This is a genomic window from Amycolatopsis sp. NBC_01488, assembly GCF_036227105.1.
In the GTDB taxonomy this organism is placed as follows: Bacteria; Actinomycetota; Actinomycetes; order Mycobacteriales; family Pseudonocardiaceae; genus Amycolatopsis.
On sequence record NZ_CP109434.1, the window covers coordinates 4,238,398 to 4,260,697 of the forward strand.

The window sequence follows — 22,300 nt, forward strand, 5'->3', positions numbered from 1 at the left end:
CCGGGGAAGGGGACTGTCGGACAAGGCCCGGCCGACGATGCGGTCGCCGGTCTGCGCGCTGTGGGCAAAGCGGACCGCCGGCACGGCCGAGATGTGGCCGCCAGCCTCGGCGCTGCGGGCGAGCCGCTACCGGACAAGGCCGGGAGCGGCCGCCCGGCCCGAGCTGTGGACAACCGGCCGCCCGCTCGCGTGCTGTGGACAACCCGGGCAGCTCCGCGCGGAAGGCACCGAATCCGTCGGTGCCTTCCGCTAGCGTGGAAACCGGGGGCTGCTCGGCCCGGGCCTCAGTCCGCCGACCCGTACGGGCGCTGCGACGCGCCCTTGTGGGCCGCCGCCTCGCGGTCGTCGTCCGCCGCGATCTCCTCGGCTCCCTTGCCGCGGCTGTCACCCGCTCCGTGCGGGGACTCCGGCTCCGTGTCCGTCGGGGACAGGGACCCTTCCGATGCAATTCCGGAACCGCTCGACCCGCTCGCCGCGTGGGCCTTGTCGGCGGCTTCGGCCGCGGTCGGGTCGTCGGCCGCCGCATCCGGGGCCCAGCCGTGGTGGTTTTCCTGTTCGGCCATGACGGCCTCCTCACCTGCCGCCTCCCGGGTACTTCCGGGGGGCGTGCCCGGCGGCATACCCGCGGGGCACCGCGGCAAACGCCGTGGCGAACCGCCGTGGACCGGCCCGGCGCGGCCGACGTCGGACCGGTGCGCCCGGCCGGTAGAGTTCTCGCGGACCCGTTGAAACGCCAGCGGTGGTCTCTGTTGACGCTGCTGGCGAGCTCTTCCCGATGCTCGCCGCTGGACGCATGGGAGGGGTGGGGCTTTGGCGACCACTGGCGACGCCATGGCGGAACGGGTCGACGAGCTGAACGCCGTCCTGGCCGATCTCGTCGGGGTCCTCGAATCGGTGTCCGACACGCCCGGGCTGCTCGACGCGGTCTGCGGCGAGGCGGTCCGGGTGGTGCCCGACGCGGACCTGGCGAGCATCGTCGTCGTCCGCGACGGCGTGACGCAGACCGCGGCCTTCACCGACGAGCGCGCCCGGCGCATCGACGACGTGCAGTACGCCGCGGGCGACGGCCCCGGCCTGCTCGCGGCGCTGACCGGCGAGGTCGTGCGGGTCGCGGTCGGCGACACCGGCGAGCGGTGGCCCGAGTTCGTCGCCGCGGCCAGGGAACTCGGGGTGGGCAGCTACCTGGCGGTGCCGCTGCGCGTGGACGACACGCTCGTCGGCGCGATCACCCTGTTTGGCTTCGGCGCCCACGGCTACCACGAGTTCGACACGAAGGTGCTGCGGCTGTTCACGTTGTGCGTGGAGACGGTGCTGCGGCTGACCCGCCGCTACCGCGAGGCCCGCCGGCTCGCCGACGAGCTCCGGAACGCGATGGAGACGCGCGCGGTGATCGAGCAGGCCAAGGGCATGCTCATGCTGATCCACCGGGTGAGCGCGGACTCGGCGATGCAGCGGCTGATCGTGGAGTCGCAGCACACGAACACGAAGCTGCGTGACGTCGCGGCGCGTTTCACCCAGCGGATGAGCTCGGCGGGCGGGCGGCAGTAGGGCCGGCCGTCCGGCGGCGGTCAAGGCTGTCGTCGGGCCGGCCCCGTCACAGCGGGCGCGCCGAAGACCGGGACCAGGGAGGCGTCGTTGAACGCCGTGATCCGGGCGATCCTGCGGCCGATCAGCGTCAGGACCTGGACACCGTGGGCTTCGAACCGGCCGTCACCGGCGGCCGCGTACTCCAGCAGCGCCGGCTGGCCGTTCGCGCGGGTCGGGACCAGGCGCCACGCCCCCGGGCGCAGCACGCGGCGGCCCAGGAACCCGGCGACCGCGTCCCGGCCGGTGAACCACGTCGGGATCGGCGGCATCTCCAGCTCGACGTCGGCACGCAGCAACGTCACCAGCGCGCCCGGGTCGGCGCGGACGAACGCGTCGACGTACCGGTCGAGCAGGGCGCCCTGCCCGGCCGGCTCGGCGAGATCCGCCGCCACCGGGCCCGCTTCGGCGAGCCGGCCGCGGGCCCGGCGCAGCGCGCTGTCGACCGCCGCCGGCGTGGTGCCGAGCATCTCGGCGACCTCGCCGGTGCGGAACGCCAGCACGTCGCGCAGGGTCAGCACGGCCCGCTGCCGGGCGGGCAGGAGCTGCAGCGCCGCGACGAACGCCAGCCGGACCCCGGCGCGGCCGGCCACGACCGCGGCCGGATCGAGGAGCGCGTCGGGGATCGGCTGGAGCCACGCCACCGCCGGGTCCGCCGCCGCGACGGCCACCCGGTGGTCGTCGGACGGCGCGCCCAGCCCCGACGGCAGCGGCCGCCGGGCCCGGGTTTCCAGCGCCGTCAGGCAGGCGGTCGTCGCGATCTTGTACAGCCAGCGCCGCACCGAAGACCGGCCCTCGAACCCGCCGAAGCCGCGCCACGCCCGCAGGTACGTCTCCTGCACGAGGTCCTCGGCGTCGTGGATCGACCCGAGCAGGCGGTAGCAGTGCGCGAGCAGCTCCGGCCGGAACGGCGCGGTTTCGGTGGTGAAGTCGGCCATGACAGTCAGATCGTACGCAGCCCGGTGCCGCTGACCTGGTATTCCGCGCCATCGCCGTCGACGATCTCGAGGACGGCCTTGGCGACCTGCTCCGGCGTCAGGACCGACTCCATGTTCTTGACGAACGTGTCGCGGTCGACGCCGTTTCGCGCGGCGTAGCCCTCGACGCCTTTCGTGCCGAGGCCGGTGAGCGGGGTCAGCTGCGGCAGGAGCGTGGCGAACCGGAGGCCGAGCCCGGCGCGTTCGGACTCGTCGGCGGCGTACGCGCGCAGGTACCGGATCGCGGCCTTCGCGCTGGCGTACCCACCGCTGAGCGGCGACCCGCCGATGGCCGCCCCGCTCGACATCGAGACGACGACACTGCCCGCGTCGAGGGGCTGCCGCAGCGCGGCGCGCGTCCAGGCGAAGACGTGCCGGGTGTCGACGTGCCAGTTGCGGCTGAAGGTCTCCCAGGTCTGCTCGTGCACGGGCGCCATGTGCGGCACGGCCCCGGCGTTGAGGACGAGCAGGCCGGGCCGGTGCTCGCGGAGCACGCTCTCGGCAAGGGCGTCGTCGGTCGCGTCGGCGGCGACGGGCACGAAGCTCGCGCCGAGGTCTTCGCGGACGGCGTCGAGTTCCGGCGCGCTGCGGGCGATGCCGACGACGGTGCGCCCCTCGGCGACGAGCGCGGCGGCGATGGCACGCCCGAAGCCGCGCCCGGCTCCGGTCACGACGGCGGTGGTGGACATGGGAACTCCCCGGTGGTCGATGCGGTGTGGACCGGATCCAGACCAGCGGGGAAGGGGAAAACCGGCGCCAAGTGACGCAGGTCACACGGGTGAGGTGCGGTGCGGGTCGTGAGTGAGAACCAGTGTTCTAACACTGTTTCTCACTCACGACGGGGTGGACGGGCGGCGGTGCAGCAGGTCGAACCGCGACCACATCGCCTCCGCGGCCTCGATCGACTCGCTCGTCCGTGCCGGGTCGACCGCCGCCAGCTGGGCCACGATCGCCTGGACCAGTGCCATGCCCGCGGTCAGCGACGGGAAGAACGTCACGCCCTCCGCCGGCACCATCAGCACCTGCTCCACCGCGCCCGCCAGTGCCGGGCTGGCCGCGTCCGTCACGGCGAACACCCGCGCGCCGCGGCTCTTCGCCTCGCTCGCCGCCAGGACCGTGCTCTCGTACAGGCGCCAGAAGCTGATCGCGACCAGCACGTCGTCCGAGGTCAGCTTCGCCGTCTGGTTCGCGAGTTCCGCATCGCCCGCCGTGACCGCGTGGACGTCGTAGCCCGCGAGACGCGCGTTGTGCGCGAAGGCGATGCCGACCGCCGCGTAGCTGCCGTCGGCGATCACGAGTGTCCGGCGAGCCGCGGCGATCGCGCGGGCCACCTCGCGGAGGACCTCTTCGTCGAACCGCCGGTTCAGCAGGGCGAGGCTGTCGAGGTCCCGGCGCAGCGACGCCGAACCCGGCGAGTCGACGCCGCGGTGTTCTTCGGCGACCTGCGGCGCGCTCAGCGACGACATGTACCGGGCCCGCAGCTCCTGCTGCAACGCCGGCCAGCCGGCGAAGCCCAGTGCCTGCGCCGTGCGCGTCACGGTCGCGACGTTGACGCCGGCCAGCTGCGCCAGTTCGGCCGTCGAGCCGAACGACGCCCGCCGCGGCTGGGAGACCAGCACCTCCAGCACCGCGGCCGACTTCGGCCGCAGCCCGCGCTCGGGCAGCCGGTCGCGCAGCCACGCCTCGAAGCCGTCGTCGGTTTCCGCCACTTCGTCCCTCCCTCGGATCGCGTAGACCGTAACGCAGGGATGTCGCCTTGCAATGAACGTTGCAAAACTGCGAAAACGCAGTATACGTTGTCCGCACTCCCCGGCGCCCGACACGGAAGGCGTTCCCCCATGACCCTGCCGGCACGACTGGATCGGCTCCCGCTGAGCCGGCCCCACTACAAGCTGCTGTTCATCGGCGGGCTCGGCTACACGTTCGACGGCATGGACTCGGCGGTCGTCGCCTTCCTGCTGCCCAGCGCCAAGGCGGCGTGGGGTCTCGACAACGGCCAGCTCGGGCTGATCGGCTCCGCGACGCCGTTCGGCTTCCTCTTCGGCGCGATCGCCGCGGGCCTGCTCGGCGACCGCATCGGCCGCAAGAAGGTCATGATGTACGCGCTGGCCTTCTACGCGCTGTTCTCCGTCATCGCGTCGTTCTCGCCCGGCTACGAGATCTTCCTCGGCGCCCGCGTGCTCGCCGGGGCGGGCGCGGGCGCGGAAAGCGCCATCATCGCGCCGTTCCTGGCCGAGTTCGTGCCCGCCAAGCGGCGCGGCTGGTTCGTCGGCGCGCTGGCCGGGTTCTTCTCCTTCGGCTTTGTCGCGGCCGCGTTGATCGGCCGGTTCGTCGTGCCGTCGTTCGACGAAGGCTGGCGGGTCGCCCAGCTCGTCACCGCGTTGCCGATCGTGATGCTGCTGTGGTGGCGGCGATCCCTGCCCGAGTCGCCGCGGTTCCTGCTCGCCCAAGGCCGAACGGCCGAGGCCGAGAACGTCGTCGCGAAGCTGGAACGCGACGTCGAGAAGGCCACCGGTACGACGCTCCCGCCGGTACCGCCCGCCGACGCCCAGCCCGCCACCGAGACCCCGAAGGTCAACCTCTTCAGTGCGTTGAAGTTCCTGTGGAGCCCCGTGATGCGGCGCCGGACGGCGGTGATCTGGACCGTCTGGTTCGTGATCACGTTCTCCTACTACGGCTTCTTCTCGTGGATCCCGACGCTGCTGGTGGAACGCGGCATCACGGTGACGAAGAGCTTCGAGTTCTCGATCATCATCTACCTGGCCCAGGTGCCCGGGTACTTCTCCGCCGCGTGGCTGTCCGAACGGCTCGACCGCAAGCACACCATCGCGCTGTACCTAGCGGGCTCGGCCGTGAGCGCGTTCTGGCTGAGCCAGACGAGCGCGCCGTGGTCGATCACCCTGGCGGGCGCGGTGCTGTCGTTCTTCCTCAACGGCACCTACGCCGGCGTGTACTCCTACACACCCGAAGTGTTCCCGACCTGGATCCGCGCCAGCGGTACCGGCCTGTCCAGCGCGTTCGGCCGGGTCGGCAGCATCCTCGCGCCGACGATCATCGGCCTGTCCTCGGCGAGTCTCGGGTTCGCCGGCGTCTTCGGCATGACGACGGCCGTGCTCGCGGCGGGCGTGCTCTGCGTGCTCGTCTTCGGCCTGTCCACCGCGGGCCGGTCCCTGGAAGAACTGACCGAACACGGCGCGCCGAAGGCCGCCGCGAAGGAGATGACGAAGTGACACTGTCCACTGTGGAGGAACGGGTGCGCGACGCGATCGGCGTGCGGCTGTTCACCGTGCTCGCCTGGGTGCCGGAGCGTCGCGCGTTGAAGCGGGTGCACAGCAGCCACCCCGCGGAGTACCCGGTGGGCGGGGAGAAGACCGTCGAAGTCGCCGCCGGCTGGCTCGAGAAGTGCATCACCGCGCAGGAGCCGTACTTCGGGCCGGACCGTGCGGCGGTGCGGGAGATCTTCGCCGACCACGACCTGATCGAGGGCCTCGGCTGCGGCTCGATCATCAACGTGCCCGTCATCGCCGACGGCCGGACGCTCGGGGTGCTCAACATCCTCGACGCGGAAGGCAGCTACGACGACGATGCGGTGGTGGTGGCCGAGTCGCTCGCGCCGCTGGCCGTGTCCGCTCTGCTCGACCTGGAGAAGGAGAATCGGTGACCGGATCCCTGCTGCTGCGCAACGCCCGCCTGCTCGACCCGCTGTCCGGCGCATACACCGAAGGCGACCTGCGTGCCGCCGACGGCCGGATCGTGGAGGTGGGGCCGGGTCTCGCCGCGGCCGACGTGCCCACGGTGGACGTGCGGGGCGCGGTCGTGCTGCCCGGGCTGGTCGACGCGCACGTGCACGTCACGGCGTCGACGGCGGACCTGGGCTCGCTGCCGTCGTCGTCACCGTCCTATGTGGCCGCGCAGGCGGCGCGCACGATGAGCCGGATGCTCGACCGCGGGTTCACCACGGTCCGCGACGCGTCGGGCGCCGACTACGGCCTCGCGGACGCCCAGGCGGACGGCCTGTTCCGCGGGCCGCGGTTGCTGTTCTGCGGCCGCGCGCTGAGCCAGACCGGCGGCCACGGCGACAGCCGCACCCGCGGCACGCACGCGAAGGACGACCACCCGTGCTGCGCGGGGCTGGGCCGGGTGGCCGACGGCGTCGACGCGGTCCGCGCGGCCGCCCGCGACGAACTCCGCAAGGGGGCCCACCACATCAAGGTGATGGCGTCGGGCGGCGTCGCGTCCCCGACCGACCGCATCGACTCGACGCAGTACTCGGCGGAGGAATTGAGCGCGATCGTCGAGGAAGCGGAAGCGGCGAACCGGTACGTGGCCGCGCACGCGTACACGGCGCGAGCGGTGAACCGGGCGCTGGAACTGGGCGTCCGCTCGATCGAGCACGGCAACCTGCTGGACGACCGGAGTGTTTCGCTGTTCCTGTCCCAGGACGCTTACCTGGTCCCGACGCTGGTGACGTACTGGGCGCTGAAGGAGGAGGGGCGCGAGCACGGGTTGCCGGAGGCGAGCTGGCGCAAGGTCGACGAGGTCCTGGGCGCGGGCATGGCGGCCCTGGAGCGCGCGGCCCGCGGCGGCGTCAAGCTGGTCTACGGAACCGACCTGCTGGGCGGCATGCACCGCCACCAGAACCACGAGTTCCGCCTGCGGGGGGAAGTCCAGACACCGTTGGCGGTCATCCGTTCGGCAACGTCGACAGCGGCGGAACTGCTGAACCTGACGGGGGAGATCGGGACCCTGGCCGTGGGCGCGCACGCGGACCTGCTGGTGGTCGACGGAGACCCCTTGGAGGATGTGGCGATCTTGGCGGAGACCAAGAACTTCCGCCACATCGTCCAGGGCGGCGAGGTGGTCGCGGGCTGACGGCTACCAGTTCCGCACGGCGGGTGCGTAGCCGTCCGGCTTGTCGCCGACCTTCGTGCCCGGCGTGACGATCCAGTTCTGGTACTGCGGCGTGAACATCCGGTACACCGACGCCGGGGGCGTCGCGCTCGCCTCGTCGAGGGTGGCGCGCAGCTCGGCGGGGATCTCGAAGTCCAGCGCGGCCATGCCGGCGCCCAGCTGCCCGGCGCTGCTCGCCCCGACGATCGCCGATGCGATGCCCGGCTGGGTCGCCACCCAGTTGATCGCCACCTGGGCCATCGTGACGCCCAGCTTGCCCGCGACCTCTTCGAGGGGCTTCAGCAGCTGCCAGTCGCGCTCGGTCCAGGTCTGCGCGTCGCCGAGCCGGCCTTCGGTGCCGCCGTCGCGGTACTTGCCGGTGAGGAAACCGCCGGCCAGGGGGCTCCACGCCGTGACGCCCATCCCCAGATTCTGTCCCATCGGGATGTGCTCGGTCTCGATCTGCCGCTGCACCAAGGAATACGGCAGCTGCAGGTTGATCAACGGAGTGAGCGCGTGCGCCTCGGCGATGCTCTGGGCGCGCGCGGCGTACCACGCGGGCACGTCGGACAGGCCCGCGTAGCGGATCTTGCCCGCGCGGACGAGGTCGTCGAGCGTGCGCACGACCTCCTCGACCGGGGTGAGCCGGTCCCACGTGTGCAGCAGGAAGAGGTCGACGTAGTCGGTGCCCAGCCGGCGCAGCGACGCCTCGAGCGCGCGGACCAGGTGCTTGCGGCCGTTGCCGCCCGCGTTGGGGTCACCGGGGTCGACGCTGTTGGTGAACTTGGTGGTGAGCACCACGCGGTCACGCGCGTTCGCTTCGGTGATGAGCCTGCCGAGGATGGTCTCGCTCTCGCCCGCGGTGTAGAAGTCCGCTGTGTCGACGAAGTTGCCGCCCTGGTCGAGGTACTCGCGGAAGATCGGCCGGGCCTCGTCTTCGGTCTTCCCGTAGGCGGCGTGGAACCCGCCGGTGCCGAAGTTCATGGTGCCGAGCGCGAGCCGGCTGACGCGCAGCCCCGAACGGCCGAGGAGGTAGTACTGATCGAGTGCCATGACTTCAGCGTGCCGAGCAGATTTTGGACCCGCAAGTCCAGACGCGGTGGGCGCCGGAGAGAGGCCGGCGCCCACCGCGTGGACTCAGCGGCAGCGGTAGCTCGACGCCACCGCCGGGTCACCGTGGCCGTCGTAGCGCGAAACCGACGGCAGCGGGCACAGGTCGCGGGTCTTGCCGTCGGCGGACGCCGCCGTCAGCGTGGCCGGCGCCTTGCCGTGCTCGACCCAGTCGACCAGCTGGCCCAGCTCGTTCGTCGGCTCCGGGCCGCCACCGCCGAAGCAGTGCTCGACACCCGGCGCCGAAAACAGCCGGTAGAAGTCGTTCACGCGCTGCGCCCCGCCCATCGTGCGCTCGACCTGCGCGCGGTAGGACAGCGTGCCACCCGGCGGGATCAGCTGGTCGTTCGCACCGACGAACGTGATCAGCTTGCCGCCGGCGCGGCGGAAGGCCGACAGGTCCGGGTCGGACGTGCCGATGACGTCGTCGTACTCCCGCACCGACTGGCGGAACAGGTCGGCGAACTGGCCGTACGTCAGCTTCGCCGTGTCGAAATCGGCCTGCTTCTCCAGGAACGACTGGACCCACTTGACGGCCACCGGGAAGCCCGGCGCGTAGAGCGTGCCGTCGGGACCCGGCTGGGTGCCGGCCAGCCAGGTGAAGTCCGCGCCCTGGGGCAGGCCGGACCACAGCTTGCGGCCGCGCTCGTCGGTCGGGCCGGCCCAGATCTTGCGCACGACCTCGGCGTCGGCGGCCGTGACGGTGAACTCGTGGCCGTCGCAGACCACCTTCGTGCCGATCAGGCTGCGCGGGTCGTAGCCGCACTCGTCCGGCCGGTCGACGATGCCGTTGGTGACGCCGTCACGCGCGTCGCACGCCTGGACCGCGGCCGTCCGGAACGCCGAAAGCACGCAGGTGCTGGGGAAGTCGTGACTCTGGTTCATCACGACCTGCGGCCACAGCGTCGCGACGGCGAACTGCGTCCAGTCGACGGCCGGTGCGTTGGCGAGGATGCCGTCGAAGTCGTCGGCGTGGTTCTGGGCCTCGGAGTAGCCCTGGCGGCCGCCGGTCGAGCAGCCGGTCCAGTACGCGTACGTCACCGGGCGGTGGTAGTACCGCTGCGTGACGGCTTTGCCGATCAGGGCCTCTTCGTGCACCGATCGGGTGGCGAAGTTGGTCAGGAGCGTCCGGTCGACCTGGCCCGGCGTGGTCAGCGCCCACGACGTGTCGAGCCCGTCGAGGGACACGCCCGCGTCGGTCGTCACGCCGGTGTAGCCGTCCTTGACGGCCTGGGCGAGCCCGTCGAAGTTGCCGGCGGCGTACGCGCTGCCGCCGAGGGCCTGCAGCCGCCCGGTCCAGCCGGTGTCGGGCAGGGCCACGGCGACCTGGACGTGGTCCTCCCGGCCGGAGTGGGTCAGGGTGACGGTGAGCTGGCAGTACGCGGTCTCGTGCTCGGCCTGGACCGACTCGATCTTCGCGCCGGCCGGCGCTGGGACCGGCACCGCGGCGCACGCGGGGGTCGCGGCCGACGCGGTAGGCGCGAGGGGCACCAGGCCGGTCAGCAGGAGCGGCACGGCGGCCGCCAGGAGCTGGGGAATGCGTCTCATCGGTTCCTCTGGTCGCGTTCGTCCGATGTGGACATGACGCTGCCGAAGCTAGGCGGCGGGGCGGGCGGCCGCGCCCGTCGGATGACGCTGCCGGTGTACGTCACTCGGCCCTGAGCTGCGGAAACGTCCGTTGGGTAAGGTCGGTCCCATGGTGCTGCGCGGGCGGGAAGCCGAGCTGAAGGAGCTGGGCGAGCTCGTCGACGGTCCGGAAGACCGCGGCGGCGTCGTCATCCGCGGCGAGGCCGGCATCGGCAAGTCGGCACTCGTGGCCGAGACGGCGGCCGCGGCGTCGGTCGCCGGGCTGCGCGTGCTGCGGACGACCGGGGCCGAGGCCGAGCGGGACCTCGCGTACGCCGGGCTGCACCAGCTGCTCCACCCCGTCCGGGCGGGGGTGGCGCAGCTGCCCGCACCGCAGCGGGACGCGCTGCGGACCGCGCTGGGCCTGGCGGACGGCGCCTCGCCGAGTGCATACCTGGTGGGGCTGGCGGCGTTGACGCTGCTGGCCGAGGAGGCGGCCGCGAAGCCGTTGCTGCTGGTGGCGGAGGACGTGCACTGGCTGGACCGCGCCAGCGCGGACGTCCTGGCGTTCGTGGCGCGGCGGATCGAGACCGAGCCGATCGTCCTGCTCGCAACGCTCCGGGACGGCGCTTCGTCCCCGCTGCTCGACGCCGGCCTGGCGTCGATGGTCCTGGAGCGCTTGGGCGCGGACGACGCGGCGGACCTGCTCGACGCGGTCGCCCCCGGCCTGGCCCCGGCGGTCCGCACCCGCCTGCTGACGGAGGCGGCGGGACATCCGCTGGCACTGACGGAGCTGCCATCGGCACTGGCCGACCTCGACGGCCTCGACCCGGTGCTGCCACTGACGGAGCGCCTGGAGCGCACGTTCACGGCGCGGGTCGCCGGCCTGCCGGAACCGACCCGGACGGCGCTGCTGGTGGCGGCGCTGAACGAGACGACATCGCTGGCGGAGACCCTGGCGGCGACGGGCGCGCTCCTCGGAACGGTCGAGGGACGTGCTGGGGGCGGTGGTGCCGGGCGGGTCGCGTCGGCCTTGCCGGGTGGGGAGCTTGCGTCGCACGGCCTCGCGCGGACGTCCGGTGCCGCAGCCGCGACCGCCGGTCACCTGGCCACCGCGCGTTTTCCCCGTGTCGAGCCGGAAATCCTGGCTCCCGCCGTCGAAGCGCGGCTTGTCGAACTCTCGGCCGGTTCCGTCACCTTCCGGCATCCGCTCATGCGGTCGGCCATTCCCGCGGCCGCCACGCCGGCCAGCCGGCGGCGGGCCCATCTCGCCCTCGCCGAAGCTCTTCGCGACCAGCCTGACCGGTGGGCCTGGCACCAAGCCGCCGCGACCGTAGGGCCCGACGAAACCGTTGCCGTCGAACTCGAGCGGACCGCCGAACGGGCTCGCTACCGAGGTGGAGCCGCCGCCGCCATCGCCGCGCTCGAACAGGCCGCACGGCTCAGTGAACAACCCGAAACGAAGGCCGATCGGCTGCTGAAGGCCGCCGAGCTGGCCGTCGACTCCGGGCGCCGGGAGACCGCCGAACGGCTGGTGCACGCCGCGAAACCGGCGGGCACCCGCCAGCGCGCCACCGCGAGCCGGCTGCTCAGCGAGTTCGAAGACGGCGTTCGCGAAGACCCCGCGCGCGTCGCGGAACTCGCCGTCACCGCCGAGGCCGTCGCCGCCGACGGGGAAACCGACGCCGCCCTGCGGATTCTCTGGAGCGCCGCCATGCGGTGCTTCTGGACCGAGCCCGGCGACGCGGCCCGGAAGGCCCTGCTCGACGTCGCCGACCGGCTGCCGATCGCCGACGACGACCCGCGCGTCGTGGCCGTCACCGCTTATGTCGCGCCGTTCGAACGGGGGCAGGCCGTCCTGGAGAACCTGCGGAAGCTGGCCGGGGCGACCGGCGCCGATCCCGAGGTCGACCGGTACCTCGGCAGCGCGGCCATGCAGGTCGGCGCGTTCGACCTGGCCGCGCGGTTCTCCGCGGCCGCCGCGCCGGGGCTGCGCGCGCAGGGACGGCTCGGGTTGCTGCCCCGCGCGCTGGCCGTCCAGGCGTGGAGCCGCGTCCGGCTCGGCGACCTCGCCGCGGCGGTGCCGGCCGCCGCCGAAGCCGCCCGGTTCGCGCGGGAGACCGGGCAGCCGTTCATGTACGGCCTGGCCACGGCCGTCCAGGCCGAGATCGCCGCCCTGCGCGGTGACCACAAGCAGGCGAAGACGCTGGCCGACGAGGCCGAACGCGCCGGGCTCGCCGCGGGCGCCCGGCCGGTGCTCGCGACCGTCCAGCTCACGCGCGGGCTGATCGACCTGAGCGAGGGCCGCTTCGACGACGCCTTCGCCGACCTGCGGCGGATGCTCGACCCGGCCGACCCCGCTTACCAGCTCGCCCTGCGCGCGTACTGCGTCGCCGAGCTGACCGAGGCCGCCGTCCGGGCCGGGCAGGCCGACGCCCTGCGCGACATCCTCGCCGAGCTGGCCGCCCTGGAAACGCCGTCACCCGCCCTGCAGATCGGGCTGCGGTACGCGCGGGCCGTGCTCGACCCGAGCGACGAGCGGTTCGCCGAAGCGCTGCGCGCCGACCTGACCGGCTGGCCCGCCGAACGCGGCCGCGTCCACCTGGCCTTCGGCGAGTGGCTGCGACGGCAGCGGCGGGTCGTCGAATCGCGGACGCACCTGCGTACCGCCCGCGAGACGTTCGACGCCCTCGGCATGACGGCCTGGGGCGAGCGGGCCCGGCGCGAGCTGCGCGGCGCGGGCGAGTCGAGCCCGAACCGCGGCCCGGACGCGCGCGACAAGCTGACCCCGCACGAGCTGAGCATCGCGCAGCTGGCCGCCGAAGGACTGACCAACCGGGAGATCGGGCAGCGGCTGTACCTCTCGCACCGGACCGTCGGCACTCACCTGCACCGGATCTTCCCCAAGCTCGGCGTGACCTCCCGCGCCGACCTCGCGGCGACGCTGAAGGCCCTCGACGGGTGACTTACACCGGCTGCGTCACCTGACGGGCGCGAGGATCACCGGATCGGCTCTAACGTCGTGAAAGTCCCACGGTCTTTCGCACAGGAGCCAAGATGATCAGCAGGAGAAGGTTCGGGCAGGCGTTCGCGGCGGGACTGGCGGCCACCTCCTTGGCGGCCTGCTCGTCGAACGCCCCCGCGCCGGCAGCGTCCACGCCTCCCGACCCGCGGGCCGGGTCCGGCGAGCACACCTCGCTCGGCGAGGTCAAGCACGCCGACGCCGGGGTGCTCGACATGGCGTACTACGAGTCCGGGCCGGCGACCGGGCAGCCGGTCGTGCTGCTGCACGGCTGGCCGTACGACCCGTACAGCTACGTCGACGTCGCGCCGATCCTGGCCGCGGCCGGGTACCGGGTGATCGTCCCGTTCCTGCGCGGCTACGGCCCGACGAGGTTCAAGTCGGCGCAGACCGTCCGCAACGGGCAGCAGGCGGCGGTCGCGCTCGACGTCGTCGCGCTGATGGACGCGCTCAAGATCGGCAAGGCCGTCCTCGGCGGGTACGACTGGGGTTCGCGGACCGTCGACATCATCGCCGCGCTCTTCCCGGAGCGCTGCAAGGCCGTCGTCGCGGTGAGCGGCTACCTCGTCACGAACCTGGTCGCGAACCAGAAGCCGCTGGCCCCGCAGGCCGAACTCGGCTGGTGGTACCAGTACTACTTCGCGACCGAGCGCGGCCGCGCCGGCTACGCGGCCAACCGCCACGACTTCAACAAGCTGATCTGGAAGACGGCGTCCCCGGCGTGGCACTTCGACGACGCGACGTACGACCGCAGCGCGGCGGCGTTCGACAACCCGGACCACGTCGACATCGTCGTCCACAACTACCGCTGGCGCCTGAGCCTCGCGCCGGGCGAGCCGCAGTACGAGGCGTACGAACGGAAACTGGCGGCGGGCCCGGTCATCCCGGTCCCGGCGATCACGATCGCCAGCGACTTCGACGGCGCGGCCAAGGACGGCACGGCCTACCGCGCGAAGTACACCGGCAAGTACGAACACCGGATCCTGGACGGCATCGGCCACAACGTGCCGCAGGAGGCGCCGCGGCCGTTCGCCCAGGCCGTGGTGGACGCCGACCGGATGTGAGCGGTCGTGAGTGAGAAACAGTGTACTAACCCTGTTTCTCACTCACGACGGTCAGGCGACGGTGGCGTCGAGGGTGACCTCGATGGTGCCGCGGCCCGGCTCAGTGTCCCTGGATCTCCGGCTCCGGGTAGCGGCCCCGCGCCCGGTCGAGCGCCGTCGTCGCGATGCCCGCCGCGATCATCGCGACGCCGAGGGCCAGGTGCAGCCAGTCGTCGGCGTTGTCTAGCGGGATGAAGTTCGCCGGGGTGTCGTGGTTCATCGCCAGGCCGAACACCCACAACAGTACGTAGATCCCGCCGCCGATCATCAAGAACGCCCGCGAACCACCGCTGCCGCGCGCGGCGACCAGGCCGGCCACGCCGAACGCCAGGTGGACCAGGTTGTGCAGCACCGAAACCGTGAACACGCCGAACAGGCGCGCGCCCGACTCGTGCCCGGCGAAGTGCAGGTCCGCGTACCCCGCCGTGATCCCCGGGACGAACCCGAGCACGCCCACCACCAGGAACGCGACCCCGAACAGCACGGCCGCGCCCCGGGCCGCGCTCCGCCGTGACCGGCCTTCCGTCGTCATGACACCTCCGCTTGGCTCGAGCCGCTCGGCTACCCGGCCCGGGCGCGGACAAACGGTCAGGTTCCGGCGGCCGCGCGCACCTCGTCGAGCACCCGGCGCAGCGGCTGCCCGGTCGCTTCCGCCGCGGCCTTGGCCTCCTCGTACTCCGGCTGCGCCGTCACGACGACCCCGTTCAGGAACCCGCGCTTCACGCTCACCGCCCGCCCGCGGTAGTCCACCGTGACGCGGTCGCGCGGCAGCGATCGCCGCTCGACCGGGGACAGCCGCACCCCCAGCGTCGACGTGTGGGCGAACACCGCCGCGCAGACGCCGTCGACGCGGTCGTCCGCCGCGAGGGCCGTCAGGACCATGCCCGGCCGGCCCTTCGGTGCGGTCACCGGCGCGCACCACGCGTCGGCCGCGCCCGCGCCGCGCAACGCCGTCAGGACTTCCGGCCACAGCCGGGGATCGAGGTCGTCCACGGTGGTCTCGACGACCGTCATCCGCGCGCGCACCCACGTCCGGTCCGGCTCCGCAGCCGAGCCGACGACCACGCGGACGACGTTCGCGTGCCCGGGCGGGTCGGCCGTGCCCGCGCCGACACCGACCTTGACCGGTACGCAGGCCGGCATCGGGCCGTACGCGTCGGCCAGCGTGACGAGCAGCGCGGCACCCGTCGGGGTGCACAGTTCCCGCGCGGCGGGGTGCGCGGCGATCGGTGCGCCCGCGCCGGTGAGCAGCGCGAGCACCGCGGGCGGCGGCACGGTCAGCCTGCCGTGCGCCGCGGTCACCGTGCCGCCGCCGACGGCGATCGGCGAGACCGTCACGGTCGCGTCCAGCAGGCCCAGCGCCGCCAGGCCGAGCCCGCAGCCCACGATGTCGACGATCGCGTCCAGCGCGCCGACTTCGTGGAAGTGCACGCGGTCGCGCTCGATGCCGTGCACGGCGGCTTCGGCGTCGGCCAGCGTGTCGAACACCTTGGTGGCGAAGCGTTCCGCGGCCGCGGGCAGTGCCGCGGACCTGATCACGTCGAGGATCTCCGGGAGGTGCCGGGCGTGCCGCGTCTCGGGCGCCTCGACGACGACGTGGCGCGCCCGCAAGCCGTGGCGCCGCACGACCTGCTCGGTCAGCCGGACGTCGTCGACGCGCAGCCGCGCGAGTCCCGCGCGGACGCCGTCGAAGTCCGCGCCCGCGTCGACCAGTGCGGCCAGCAGCATGTCGCCGGCGCAGCCGTTGCCGGCGTCGATCCACGCGACCGTCACGGCGCCACCGACTGCCGGGCGACGCGGGCCGCGGCGACGCCCGCGCCGAAGCCGTTGTCGATGTTGACCGTCACGACGCCGGGCGCGCAGCTGTTCAGCATGGTCAGGAACGCGGTCAGGCCGTCGAGGTGCCAGCCGTAGCCGACGCTCGTCGGCACGGCGATCAGCGGCGTGCCGCACAGTCCACCGAGGACGGTTGGCAGCGCGGCCTCCATGCCGGCGATCGCCACGACGGCGTCCGCGCCGGCGATCCGGTCGCGTTCGGCCAGCAGCCGGTGCAGCCCGGCCACGCCGACGTCGACGACGAGGTCCGGCTCCGCGCCGAAGACCGCCACCGTCGTCGCGCACTCGCGGGCGACGGGCAGGTCCGAGGTCCCCGCGCACACGACGGCGACCCGGCCGCGCGGCGGCGGCACGGTGCCCAGCGTCACCGTCCGGCCGGCTTCGTCGACGTCCGCGCCGGGCAGGCGTTCCCGGCACCGCGCCCGCGCTTCGCCGCCGACCCGCGTGGCGAGCACCGCGCGGCCGGGATGGGCCTCGTGCAGCCGCGCCAGCGCGGCGGTGATCTGCTCGGGCGTCTTTCCCGCGCCGAACACCACTTCCGGATCCCCGGTGCGGGCGGCGCGGTCGAGGTCCAATCGCGCGAATCCCAAGTCGGCGGTCGCCGCCGTTACCCCAGTCGATGCCACCTCCGACACGTTAGCCTTCCGGCGCGTCGTATGTAAACTGTTGCGGGGGATGCCGCACGAATACGGCAATGGGTTGACTGGCTGGACCAGCCGCGATCGACTTATCACACGAAAGAAGCCTCGAGCGGAGGGCAAGTGCTGTTCTTTTGCCGAAATGTGACCGCGCGACCAGCGGGGGCGGCGTGATGGAGACCGGAATCGAAGAGCGGCTGCTGACGCGGGTCCGGGCGCTCGGGAGCGTGGCCGTCGCGTTCTCCGGCGGCGTCGACTCGGCGGTCGTGCTGGCCGCGGCCGCGCGGGCGCTGCCCGCCGGGCGCGTGCTGGCGGCGATCGCCGACTCGCCCAGCCTCGCGCGGGCGGAACTCGCTGCCGCACGGGCGATCGCGGCCGGTCTCGGGGTCGAGCTGGCCGAGGTCCCGACCGCCGAGCTGGCCGTTCCCGGGTACCGGGACAACGCCGGCGACCGCTGCTACTTCTGCAAGCAGGCCGTCCTCGGCGCGATCGGCGGGCTCGCGGTGCGACGCGGGTTCGCCCACGTCGCGACCGGGACGCACGCCGACGACCACCGCGCGCTGCACCGCCCTGGCCTGCGTGCGGCCCGTGAGCTGCGCGTCGTCGAGCCGCTGGCCGAAGCCGGGCTGGGCAAGCACGACGTCCGGGCGCTGGCCACGGCGTGGGCGCTGCCCGTCGCCGGGAAGCCGTCGACACCTTGCCTCGCGTCACGTATCTCCGTGGGCGTGCCCGTCTCTTTGGGGAGGTTGGGGTTGGTGGAACGCGCCGAGATCGCGGTGGGCGCGCGGCTGGCGGAGGCGGGGATCCGCCCTCGCGACCTGCGTGTCCGCTTGCTCGGCCAGGGATTCCGGGTGGAGGTGGATGGCCCTTCGCACACGGCCGTCGAAGCGCGGCCGGGGCTCGCCGCCGCCGTGGTGGGCGAGCTCGCCGATCTCGGCCTGAGTGGACCGGGAGTGGTCGCGGCCTATCGCGCGCCCGCACTCGCCCCGCCACCCCAGGCTTATTCTCGCGCGCGTTCGCCGTGGTGAATTATGCCGCCACCGGACGGGCTATGAAAAAACCACACACCGAACCTGCGAGTTTCTTGCCTGATTTGTTCGCCGGTCAAATGGTGACGATTCGTGCACGGTCCGCGTCGATCATTGTGCGACGCCGTGCCTAATACACCGTGTTGGTTGTTCCGGCTCGTCGAGCGCGTTTTCCGGCGGTGGGGAGGATCGGATGTACTTCGAGTTGCTCGGCACCGTGCGGGTCCGGCGGGACGGGGAGCGCGTGGACCTCGGCGGGCTCCGCCAGCAGCGGCTGCTCGTGCTGCTGCTGCTCAGCGCGAACCGGGTGGTCGGCGCCGACCGGCTGCTGGAGGCCATGTGGGACGGTGAGCCGCCGGTGACCGCGCGAAGACAGCTGCACAACGCCGTCGCCGCGCTGAGACGCAGCTTCGGCCCGGCCAAGCACCTCGTCGTCAAGGACGGTCCCGGCTACCGCATCACCGTCGACCCGCAGGACGTCGACGCGCACCGGTTCACCGCGATGGTCGCGTCGGCCGCCGCCGCGGCGGCCGACGGACGTGCCGCCGCGGCCGTCGAAGCACTGGAGGGGGCGCTCGCCCTGTGGAACGGGCCGGCGCTGTCGGGGCTGCACAACCCGGTGTTCGAGATCGCCGCCGCGCGGCTCGAGGAGAACCGGCTGACCGCGACCGAACGGCTCGTCGGGCTGCGCCTGGACGGCGGCGAGGCGGCGGCGCTGGTGCCGCAGCTGGGCGAGCTCGTCTCGCGGCACCCGCTGCGGGAGGAGACGCGGAAGCTGCTGATGCTGGCGCTGCACCGGTGCGGCCGCACGGCCGACGCGCTCAACGCGTACGAACAGGGCCGCCGGATGCTGCGCGACGAGCTCGGCGTCGACCCCGGCGCGAGCATCCGCGAGCTGTACGAACGGATCCTGCGCGACGACCGGCCGAAGCGGCGGCCCGAGCCCGCGCCGGGCCGGTCGTTCCTGCCGTACGACACCGCGCACTTCACCGGCCGCGCCGAAGACCTGCGGTTCCTGTCGGTGAGCCGGTCGGCGGGGACCGCGCTGAGCATCCTGGCGATCGACGGCATGGCCGGTGCCGGCAAGACGACGCTGGCCGTCCGGCTCGCCCACCAGCTGGCGCACCGGTTTCCCGAAGGGCACCTCTACATCGACCTGCACGGGCACACGACGGGCCAGGAGCCGCTCGAGCCGGACGCGGCGCTGGAGCGGCTGCTGCTCGACTTCGGGCTCGCGCCGGACCGGATCCCGAGGGACAGCAGGCAGCGCGCGGCGCGCTGGCGCGCGGAGGTCGCCGAGCGGCGGGTGCTCGTGGTGCTGGACAACGCCCTCGACGCGCGGCAGGTCCGGCCGCTGCTGCCGGGCACGGGCAAGGCGCAGGTGATCATCACGAGCCGGCGTCGCCTGGTGGGTCTCGACGGGGTGACGTCCCGGTCGCTGGACGTGTTCCCGCCGGCGGACGCGGCGGCGTTGTTCGCCCGGATCGCGGGAACGGACCGCACGGCGGCGCGGCCGGACGCGGTCGCGGAGGTCGTGGCGCTCTGCGGGCACCTGCCCCTGGCGGTCGCGATCGCGGCGTGCCGGTTCCACAACCGGCCGGCGTGGTCGCTCGACGACCTGGTGTTCCGGCTGCGCGACCGCGTCACGCGGCTCGCCGAGCTGAGCCTGGACGACCGCAGCGTGGAGGCCCGGTTCGAGGTGTCCTACGAGCGGTTGTCCGCCGGGCAGCGCCGGCTGTTCCGCGCGCTGGGCGCGTTCGCCGGCGAGGAGCTCGACGCGGCCGACGCGGCACGGCTGCTGGGCCAGCCGGTGCCGGAGGCCGAGCGGTTGCTGGAGGAGCTGGTCGACGCCCACGTGCTGCGCCAGCGGGCCGCGGGGCGCTACCACTTCCACGACCTGGTCCGCGAGCACGCGCGGGCGAAGGCGCGGGAGCACGAGGTGCTGCTGTCGAGCTTCGGCCGCACCACGCTGCCGTCCGTCGGGGAGCTGGAGTGCAGCCTCGGCTGAACTCGCTGGGGCGCACCGGCATCCGTCCGCGAGGAGACGGGCGCTAGGCGCCGCTGTCGCGCAGGGAACCGATCATGCTCCGCAGGATCCGGAACGCGGCCGACCGCTCGTCCTCGGTCAGGCCGGCCAGCATCCGGACCTCGACGGACCGGACCGCCGCGCTCGCCTTCTCCAGGCTCCGCCTGCCGCGAGGCGTGAGCCGCGTGGGCAGCGCCTTCCCGACCGGTGCCGCCGCGGGCCTGGTCACGTAGCCGTCTCGTTCCAGGGCCTGGAGCAGCACGTTCATCGACTGCCGGGTCACGAACGCGCCCCGCGCGAGCTCGGAGTTCGACAGGCCCGGCCGTTGGGCCAGCAGCTCGAGGCAGGAGTAGTGCGTCACGCTCATCCCGAGCGGCCGCAGCACCTCCTCCATGGCCACGCGCAGGGCGCTCGACGCCTCCTTCAGCAGGTAGCCCAGTGACGTCTTCAGGTCGACACCGTCTTGACTCATGTCAGAAGCTCCCGTCTGTTTCGCAGGCTTCACGGGGCTGGGAAGATGGGGTGGGCCGCTCGGTAAGCCGGTTGGACTGTGATGCGGTGAGAGCTCGAATGTCAGAATGGTGATGGAGGTCCGCTCCGGGACTACGGTTTGTGCCAGACCGGCGGTGCGCCGCCGCACGAGCACGTGTGTCAGTTTCGCTGCTTCCCGGGACCTCTCCGAGCGGCCCACCCAGGACGACAGGACCGATGGGTGGTACATCATGACAAAATCGTCGGCGCGGGACGAGGTGCTGTACCTGCGCGCTGCGGGTGTGGATGTCGGCAAACGGTTCGTGATGGCATGCGTACGCACCCCGGACCCGCGCCGGGCAGGCCGATGGCTGCTGGAGACCGAACGGTTCGACACCACCGCCGGGGCCATCCGGGACCTGCGTGACTGGCTGACCGAACACGCAGTCGAAATCGTTGCCCTGGAAGCCACCTCGGACTACTGGCGTGCGGTGTATTACCCGCTGCAGGACGCCGGGCTGAACCTGATGCTGGTCAACCCCGCCCACCTGCGCGGGATCAAGGGCCGCAAGACCGACCCATCGGATGCGGCGTTCCTGGCCCGCGCCGCCGCCTCGGGAATGGTGCTGGCCTCCTTCGTACCCGACCGCGCGATCCGCGAACTGCGGGAACTGACCCGCCGCCGCACCGAAATCCGCGCCGACCGCGGCCGCGAAATCCAACGACTGGAAAAAGAACTCGAGGACAGCGGCCTCAAACTGACCAGCGTCCTGACCGACGTCACCGGAGTCAGCTCGCGGCGGATCCTGGCCGCATTGATCGACGGCGAACGCGACCCCGCCACACTGGCCGAGCTGGCCCTCAGCCACGCCCGCGCCAAGATCCCCGCCCTCACCGTGGCGCTGGAGGGCACGTTCACCGACCACCACGCTTTCATGTGCCGGCACTTCCTCACCCAGATCGACCACCTCGCCGAACTGGTCACCGAACTGGACATGCGGATCGCCGACCTGATGCGCGACCGCGACCGGGACCTGAACAACCTCGACACCATCCCCGGCATCGGGCGCACCGCCGCCGAGATCATCATCAGCGAGACCGGTGGAGACATGGCCCCGTTCGCCACCGCCGCGCACCTGGCCTCCTGGATCGGCGTCTGCCCCGGCCTCAACGAATCGGCCGGGGTGAACAAATCCGGCCACACCCGCCACGGCAACGCCAACCTCAAACGCATCCTCGGTACCGCCGCCATGGCCGCGATCAAGCAAAAGAACTCCTACTACGCCGTCTACTACCGGCGCCTCGCCGCCCGCCGCGGCCGGCAACGAGCCCTGGTCGCCGTCATGCACAAACTCACCATCGCGATCTGGCACATCCTGACCGACAAGGTCACCCACCACGACCTGGGCGCCGACTACTTCACCCGCCGCGACCCCCAGCGCACCATGCACCAGATCGTCAAGCAGGCCAACGCCCTGGGCATGACCGTCCGCTTCGACCCGATCCCAGCCTGACGCAGGACCCCAACAACCACACACCGACCAGCGAATCGCACTCATCTTCGTGTCAGTATTCTGACATAAGTTGGGCCGTGTCAGAAGACTGACACGAAAAGAAGGAGCACTGCCATGCCCGCCACCGGCCCCGACTTCCTCTCGCTCCAAGCGCGCGACCTCGACGCTTCGCAGGCGTTCTACGAGCAGTACCTCGGCCTCGTCCGCTCGCCGGCCGGACCGCCGCACGCCGTCGTCTTCGAGACGAAGCCGATCGCGTTCGCACTCCGCGACGTCCTTCCCGGCACCGATCTCGGCTCCGTCGCCCAGCCCGGCATCGGTGCCGCGATCTGGCTCCACGCCACCGACGTCCAGGCCATTCACGACGCGCTCGTCGCCGACGGTCACCGGATCGTCTCCGCGCCGATCGACGGCCCCTTCGGCCGGACGTTCACCTTCGCCGACCCCGACGGCTACCACGTCACGCTCCACGACCGCGCCTGACCGGCCGGATGTCACGGAGGTCTTCCGGCGATGCGGATCCCGCACCGCTCAT

General features: G+C 72.6%; 20 protein-coding genes. 10 read left to right on the top strand and 10 right to left on the bottom strand.

The genetic code is table 11. From position 1 onward, the window contains the following. Positions 1 to 284 precede the first annotated feature (284 nt). Positions 285 to 563 (bottom strand): hypothetical protein, encoded by a 279-nt coding sequence (locus OG738_RS20610; RefSeq protein WP_329056023.1) that lies wholly within the window; start codon positions 561 to 563, stop codon positions 285 to 287. Positions 564 to 831: 268 nt separating this feature from the next. Here OG738_RS20610 and OG738_RS20615 point away from each other — a divergent pair, with 268 nt between their 5' ends. Next, entirely contained in the window at positions 832 to 1,548 is a 717-nt protein-coding gene (locus tag OG738_RS20615) for an ANTAR domain-containing response regulator (RefSeq protein WP_329056776.1), read from the top strand. A gap of 20 nt (positions 1,549 to 1,568) precedes the next feature. Here OG738_RS20615 and OG738_RS20620 read toward each other — a convergent pair whose 3' ends face one another. From OG738_RS20620 to OG738_RS20630, 3 genes are all read right to left on the bottom strand, one after another. After that, positions 1,569 to 2,522 carry an RNA polymerase subunit sigma-70 gene (locus OG738_RS20620; RefSeq protein WP_329056024.1) on the bottom strand — a complete coding sequence of 318 codons (954 nt, stop codon included), beginning with the start codon at positions 2,520 to 2,522 and terminating at the stop codon, positions 1,569 to 1,571. Positions 2,523 to 2,527: 5 nt separating this feature from the next. Then, positions 2,528 to 3,250: an SDR family oxidoreductase gene (locus OG738_RS20625; RefSeq protein WP_329056025.1), complete on the bottom strand. Its 723-nt coding sequence runs from the start codon at positions 3,248 to 3,250 to the stop codon at positions 2,528 to 2,530. 144 nt (positions 3,251 to 3,394) lie between these two features. Next, the gene (locus OG738_RS20630; protein WP_329056026.1) at positions 3,395 to 4,270 is read right to left on the bottom strand and encodes a MurR/RpiR family transcriptional regulator; all 876 of its coding nucleotides are present in this window, start codon (positions 4,268 to 4,270) and stop codon (positions 3,395 to 3,397) included. 129 nt (positions 4,271 to 4,399) lie between these two features. On the opposite strand from OG738_RS20630, the gene OG738_RS20635 reads away from it, so the two are divergent. Genes OG738_RS20635 through OG738_RS20645 form a run of 3 tightly spaced genes read left to right on the top strand, consistent with a single transcriptional unit; the run spans position 4,400 to position 7,433 of the window. Beyond that, on the top strand, positions 4,400 to 5,791 hold the full coding sequence (locus OG738_RS20635) for an MFS transporter (protein ID WP_329056027.1): 1,392 nt from the start codon (positions 4,400 to 4,402) through the stop codon (positions 5,789 to 5,791). Then, positions 5,788 to 6,222 (top strand): GAF domain-containing protein, encoded by a 435-nt coding sequence (locus OG738_RS20640; protein ID WP_329056028.1) that lies wholly within the window; start codon positions 5,788 to 5,790, stop codon positions 6,220 to 6,222. The genes OG738_RS20635 and OG738_RS20640 overlap by 4 nt, the downstream gene beginning before the upstream one ends. Then, complete coding sequence (locus OG738_RS20645) at positions 6,219 to 7,433, top strand: metal-dependent hydrolase family protein (protein WP_329056029.1); 1,215 nt, start codon at positions 6,219 to 6,221, stop codon at positions 7,431 to 7,433. Before OG738_RS20640 ends, OG738_RS20645 begins: the two co-directional genes overlap by 4 nt. A 3-nt stretch (positions 7,434 to 7,436) precedes the next feature. On the opposite strand, the gene OG738_RS20650 is transcribed toward OG738_RS20645, so the two are convergent. Continuing rightward, positions 7,437 to 8,504, bottom strand: coding sequence for an aldo/keto reductase (locus tag OG738_RS20650; RefSeq protein WP_329056030.1), 1,068 nt, complete (start codon positions 8,502 to 8,504; stop codon positions 7,437 to 7,439). Between the two features lie 84 nt (positions 8,505 to 8,588). Then, positions 8,589 to 10,109: a tannase/feruloyl esterase family alpha/beta hydrolase gene (locus tag OG738_RS20655; RefSeq protein WP_329056031.1), complete on the bottom strand. Its 1,521-nt coding sequence runs from the start codon at positions 10,107 to 10,109 to the stop codon at positions 8,589 to 8,591. A 148-nt stretch (positions 10,110 to 10,257) separates the two neighbouring features. On the opposite strand from OG738_RS20655, the gene OG738_RS20660 reads away from it, so the two are divergent. Both OG738_RS20660 and OG738_RS20665 read left to right on the top strand, forming a co-directional pair. Continuing rightward, positions 10,258 to 13,092 carry an AAA family ATPase gene (locus OG738_RS20660; protein WP_329056032.1) on the top strand — a complete coding sequence of 945 codons (2,835 nt, stop codon included), beginning with the start codon at positions 10,258 to 10,260 and terminating at the stop codon, positions 13,090 to 13,092. Positions 13,093 to 13,184: 92 nt separating this feature from the next. Then, positions 13,185 to 14,213, top strand: a complete 1,029-nt coding sequence (locus OG738_RS20665; RefSeq protein WP_329056033.1) for an alpha/beta fold hydrolase — start codon at positions 13,185 to 13,187, stop codon at positions 14,211 to 14,213. Positions 14,214 to 14,313: 100 nt separating this feature from the next. Here OG738_RS20665 and OG738_RS20670 read toward each other — a convergent pair whose 3' ends face one another. The 3 genes from OG738_RS20670 to larB are packed head-to-tail and all read right to left on the bottom strand — an operon-like array spanning position 14,314 to position 16,714. Continuing rightward, on the bottom strand, positions 14,314 to 14,784 hold the full coding sequence (locus OG738_RS20670; RefSeq protein ID WP_329056034.1) for a DUF4383 domain-containing protein: 471 nt from the start codon (positions 14,782 to 14,784) through the stop codon (positions 14,314 to 14,316). A 56-nt stretch (positions 14,785 to 14,840) separates the two neighbouring features. Continuing rightward, positions 14,841 to 16,025, bottom strand: coding sequence for a nickel pincer cofactor biosynthesis protein LarC (larC, locus tag OG738_RS20675; protein ID WP_329056035.1), 1,185 nt, complete (start codon positions 16,023 to 16,025; stop codon positions 14,841 to 14,843). Then, the gene (gene larB, locus OG738_RS20680; RefSeq protein WP_329056036.1) at positions 16,022 to 16,714 is read right to left on the bottom strand and encodes a nickel pincer cofactor biosynthesis protein LarB; all 693 of its coding nucleotides are present in this window, start codon (positions 16,712 to 16,714) and stop codon (positions 16,022 to 16,024) included. The genes larC and larB overlap by 4 nt, the downstream gene beginning before the upstream one ends. A 185-nt stretch (positions 16,715 to 16,899) precedes the next feature. Here larB and OG738_RS20685 point away from each other — a divergent pair, with 185 nt between their 5' ends. Together OG738_RS20685 and OG738_RS20690 are read left to right on the top strand one after the other, a co-directional pair. Beyond that, a complete protein-coding gene (locus tag OG738_RS20685) occupies positions 16,900 to 17,754 on the top strand; it encodes an asparagine synthase-related protein (protein WP_329056037.1) in 855 nt (284 codons plus the stop codon). Between the two features lie 193 nt (positions 17,755 to 17,947). Further along, complete coding sequence (locus OG738_RS20690) at positions 17,948 to 19,762, top strand: AfsR/SARP family transcriptional regulator (RefSeq protein ID WP_329056038.1); 1,815 nt, start codon at positions 17,948 to 17,950, stop codon at positions 19,760 to 19,762. A 43-nt stretch (positions 19,763 to 19,805) separates the two neighbouring features. On the opposite strand, the gene OG738_RS20695 is transcribed toward OG738_RS20690, so the two are convergent. Next, a complete protein-coding gene (locus OG738_RS20695; RefSeq protein WP_329056039.1) occupies positions 19,806 to 20,252 on the bottom strand; it encodes a MarR family winged helix-turn-helix transcriptional regulator in 447 nt (148 codons plus the stop codon). 250 nt (positions 20,253 to 20,502) lie between these two features. On the opposite strand from OG738_RS20695, the gene OG738_RS20700 reads away from it, so the two are divergent. Continuing rightward, positions 20,503 to 21,765 (top strand): IS110 family transposase, encoded by a 1,263-nt coding sequence (locus OG738_RS20700; RefSeq protein WP_329056577.1) that lies wholly within the window; start codon positions 20,503 to 20,505, stop codon positions 21,763 to 21,765. A 114-nt stretch (positions 21,766 to 21,879) separates the two neighbouring features. Next, positions 21,880 to 22,248 (top strand): VOC family protein, encoded by a 369-nt coding sequence (locus OG738_RS20705; protein WP_329056040.1) that lies wholly within the window; start codon positions 21,880 to 21,882, stop codon positions 22,246 to 22,248. The last annotated feature ends 52 nt before the right edge of the window (positions 22,249 to 22,300 follow it).

Coding starts and splice junctions, on each gene's coding strand:
- OG738_RS20690 (WP_329056038.1), top strand. CDS start 17,948: ATGTACTTCGAGTTGCTCGGCACCGTGCGGGTCCGGCGGGACGGGGAG.
- OG738_RS20695 (WP_329056039.1), bottom strand. CDS start 20,252: ATGAGTCAAGACGGTGTCGACCTGAAGACGTCACTGGGCTACCTGCTG.
- OG738_RS20625 (WP_329056025.1), bottom strand. CDS start 3,250: ATGTCCACCACCGCCGTCGTGACCGGAGCCGGGCGCGGCTTCGGGCGT.
- OG738_RS20620 (WP_329056024.1), bottom strand. CDS start 2,522: ATGGCCGACTTCACCACCGAAACCGCGCCGTTCCGGCCGGAGCTGCTC.
- OG738_RS20705 (WP_329056040.1), top strand. CDS start 21,880: ATGCCCGCCACCGGCCCCGACTTCCTCTCGCTCCAAGCGCGCGACCTC.
- OG738_RS20665 (WP_329056033.1), top strand. CDS start 13,185: ATGATCAGCAGGAGAAGGTTCGGGCAGGCGTTCGCGGCGGGACTGGCG.
- OG738_RS20700 (WP_329056577.1), top strand. CDS start 20,503: ATGACAAAATCGTCGGCGCGGGACGAGGTGCTGTACCTGCGCGCTGCG.
- OG738_RS20670 (WP_329056034.1), bottom strand. CDS start 14,784: ATGACGACGGAAGGCCGGTCACGGCGGAGCGCGGCCCGGGGCGCGGCC.
- OG738_RS20685 (WP_329056037.1), top strand. CDS start 16,900: ATGGAGACCGGAATCGAAGAGCGGCTGCTGACGCGGGTCCGGGCGCTC.
- OG738_RS20655 (WP_329056031.1), bottom strand. CDS start 10,109: ATGAGACGCATTCCCCAGCTCCTGGCGGCCGCCGTGCCGCTCCTGCTG.
- OG738_RS20615 (WP_329056776.1), top strand. CDS start 832: ATGGCGGAACGGGTCGACGAGCTGAACGCCGTCCTGGCCGATCTCGTC.
- OG738_RS20660 (WP_329056032.1), top strand. CDS start 10,258: ATGGTGCTGCGCGGGCGGGAAGCCGAGCTGAAGGAGCTGGGCGAGCTC.
- OG738_RS20650 (WP_329056030.1), bottom strand. CDS start 8,504: ATGGCACTCGATCAGTACTACCTCCTCGGCCGTTCGGGGCTGCGCGTC.
- OG738_RS20635 (WP_329056027.1), top strand. CDS start 4,400: ATGACCCTGCCGGCACGACTGGATCGGCTCCCGCTGAGCCGGCCCCAC.
- OG738_RS20610 (WP_329056023.1), bottom strand. CDS start 563: ATGGCCGAACAGGAAAACCACCACGGCTGGGCCCCGGATGCGGCGGCC.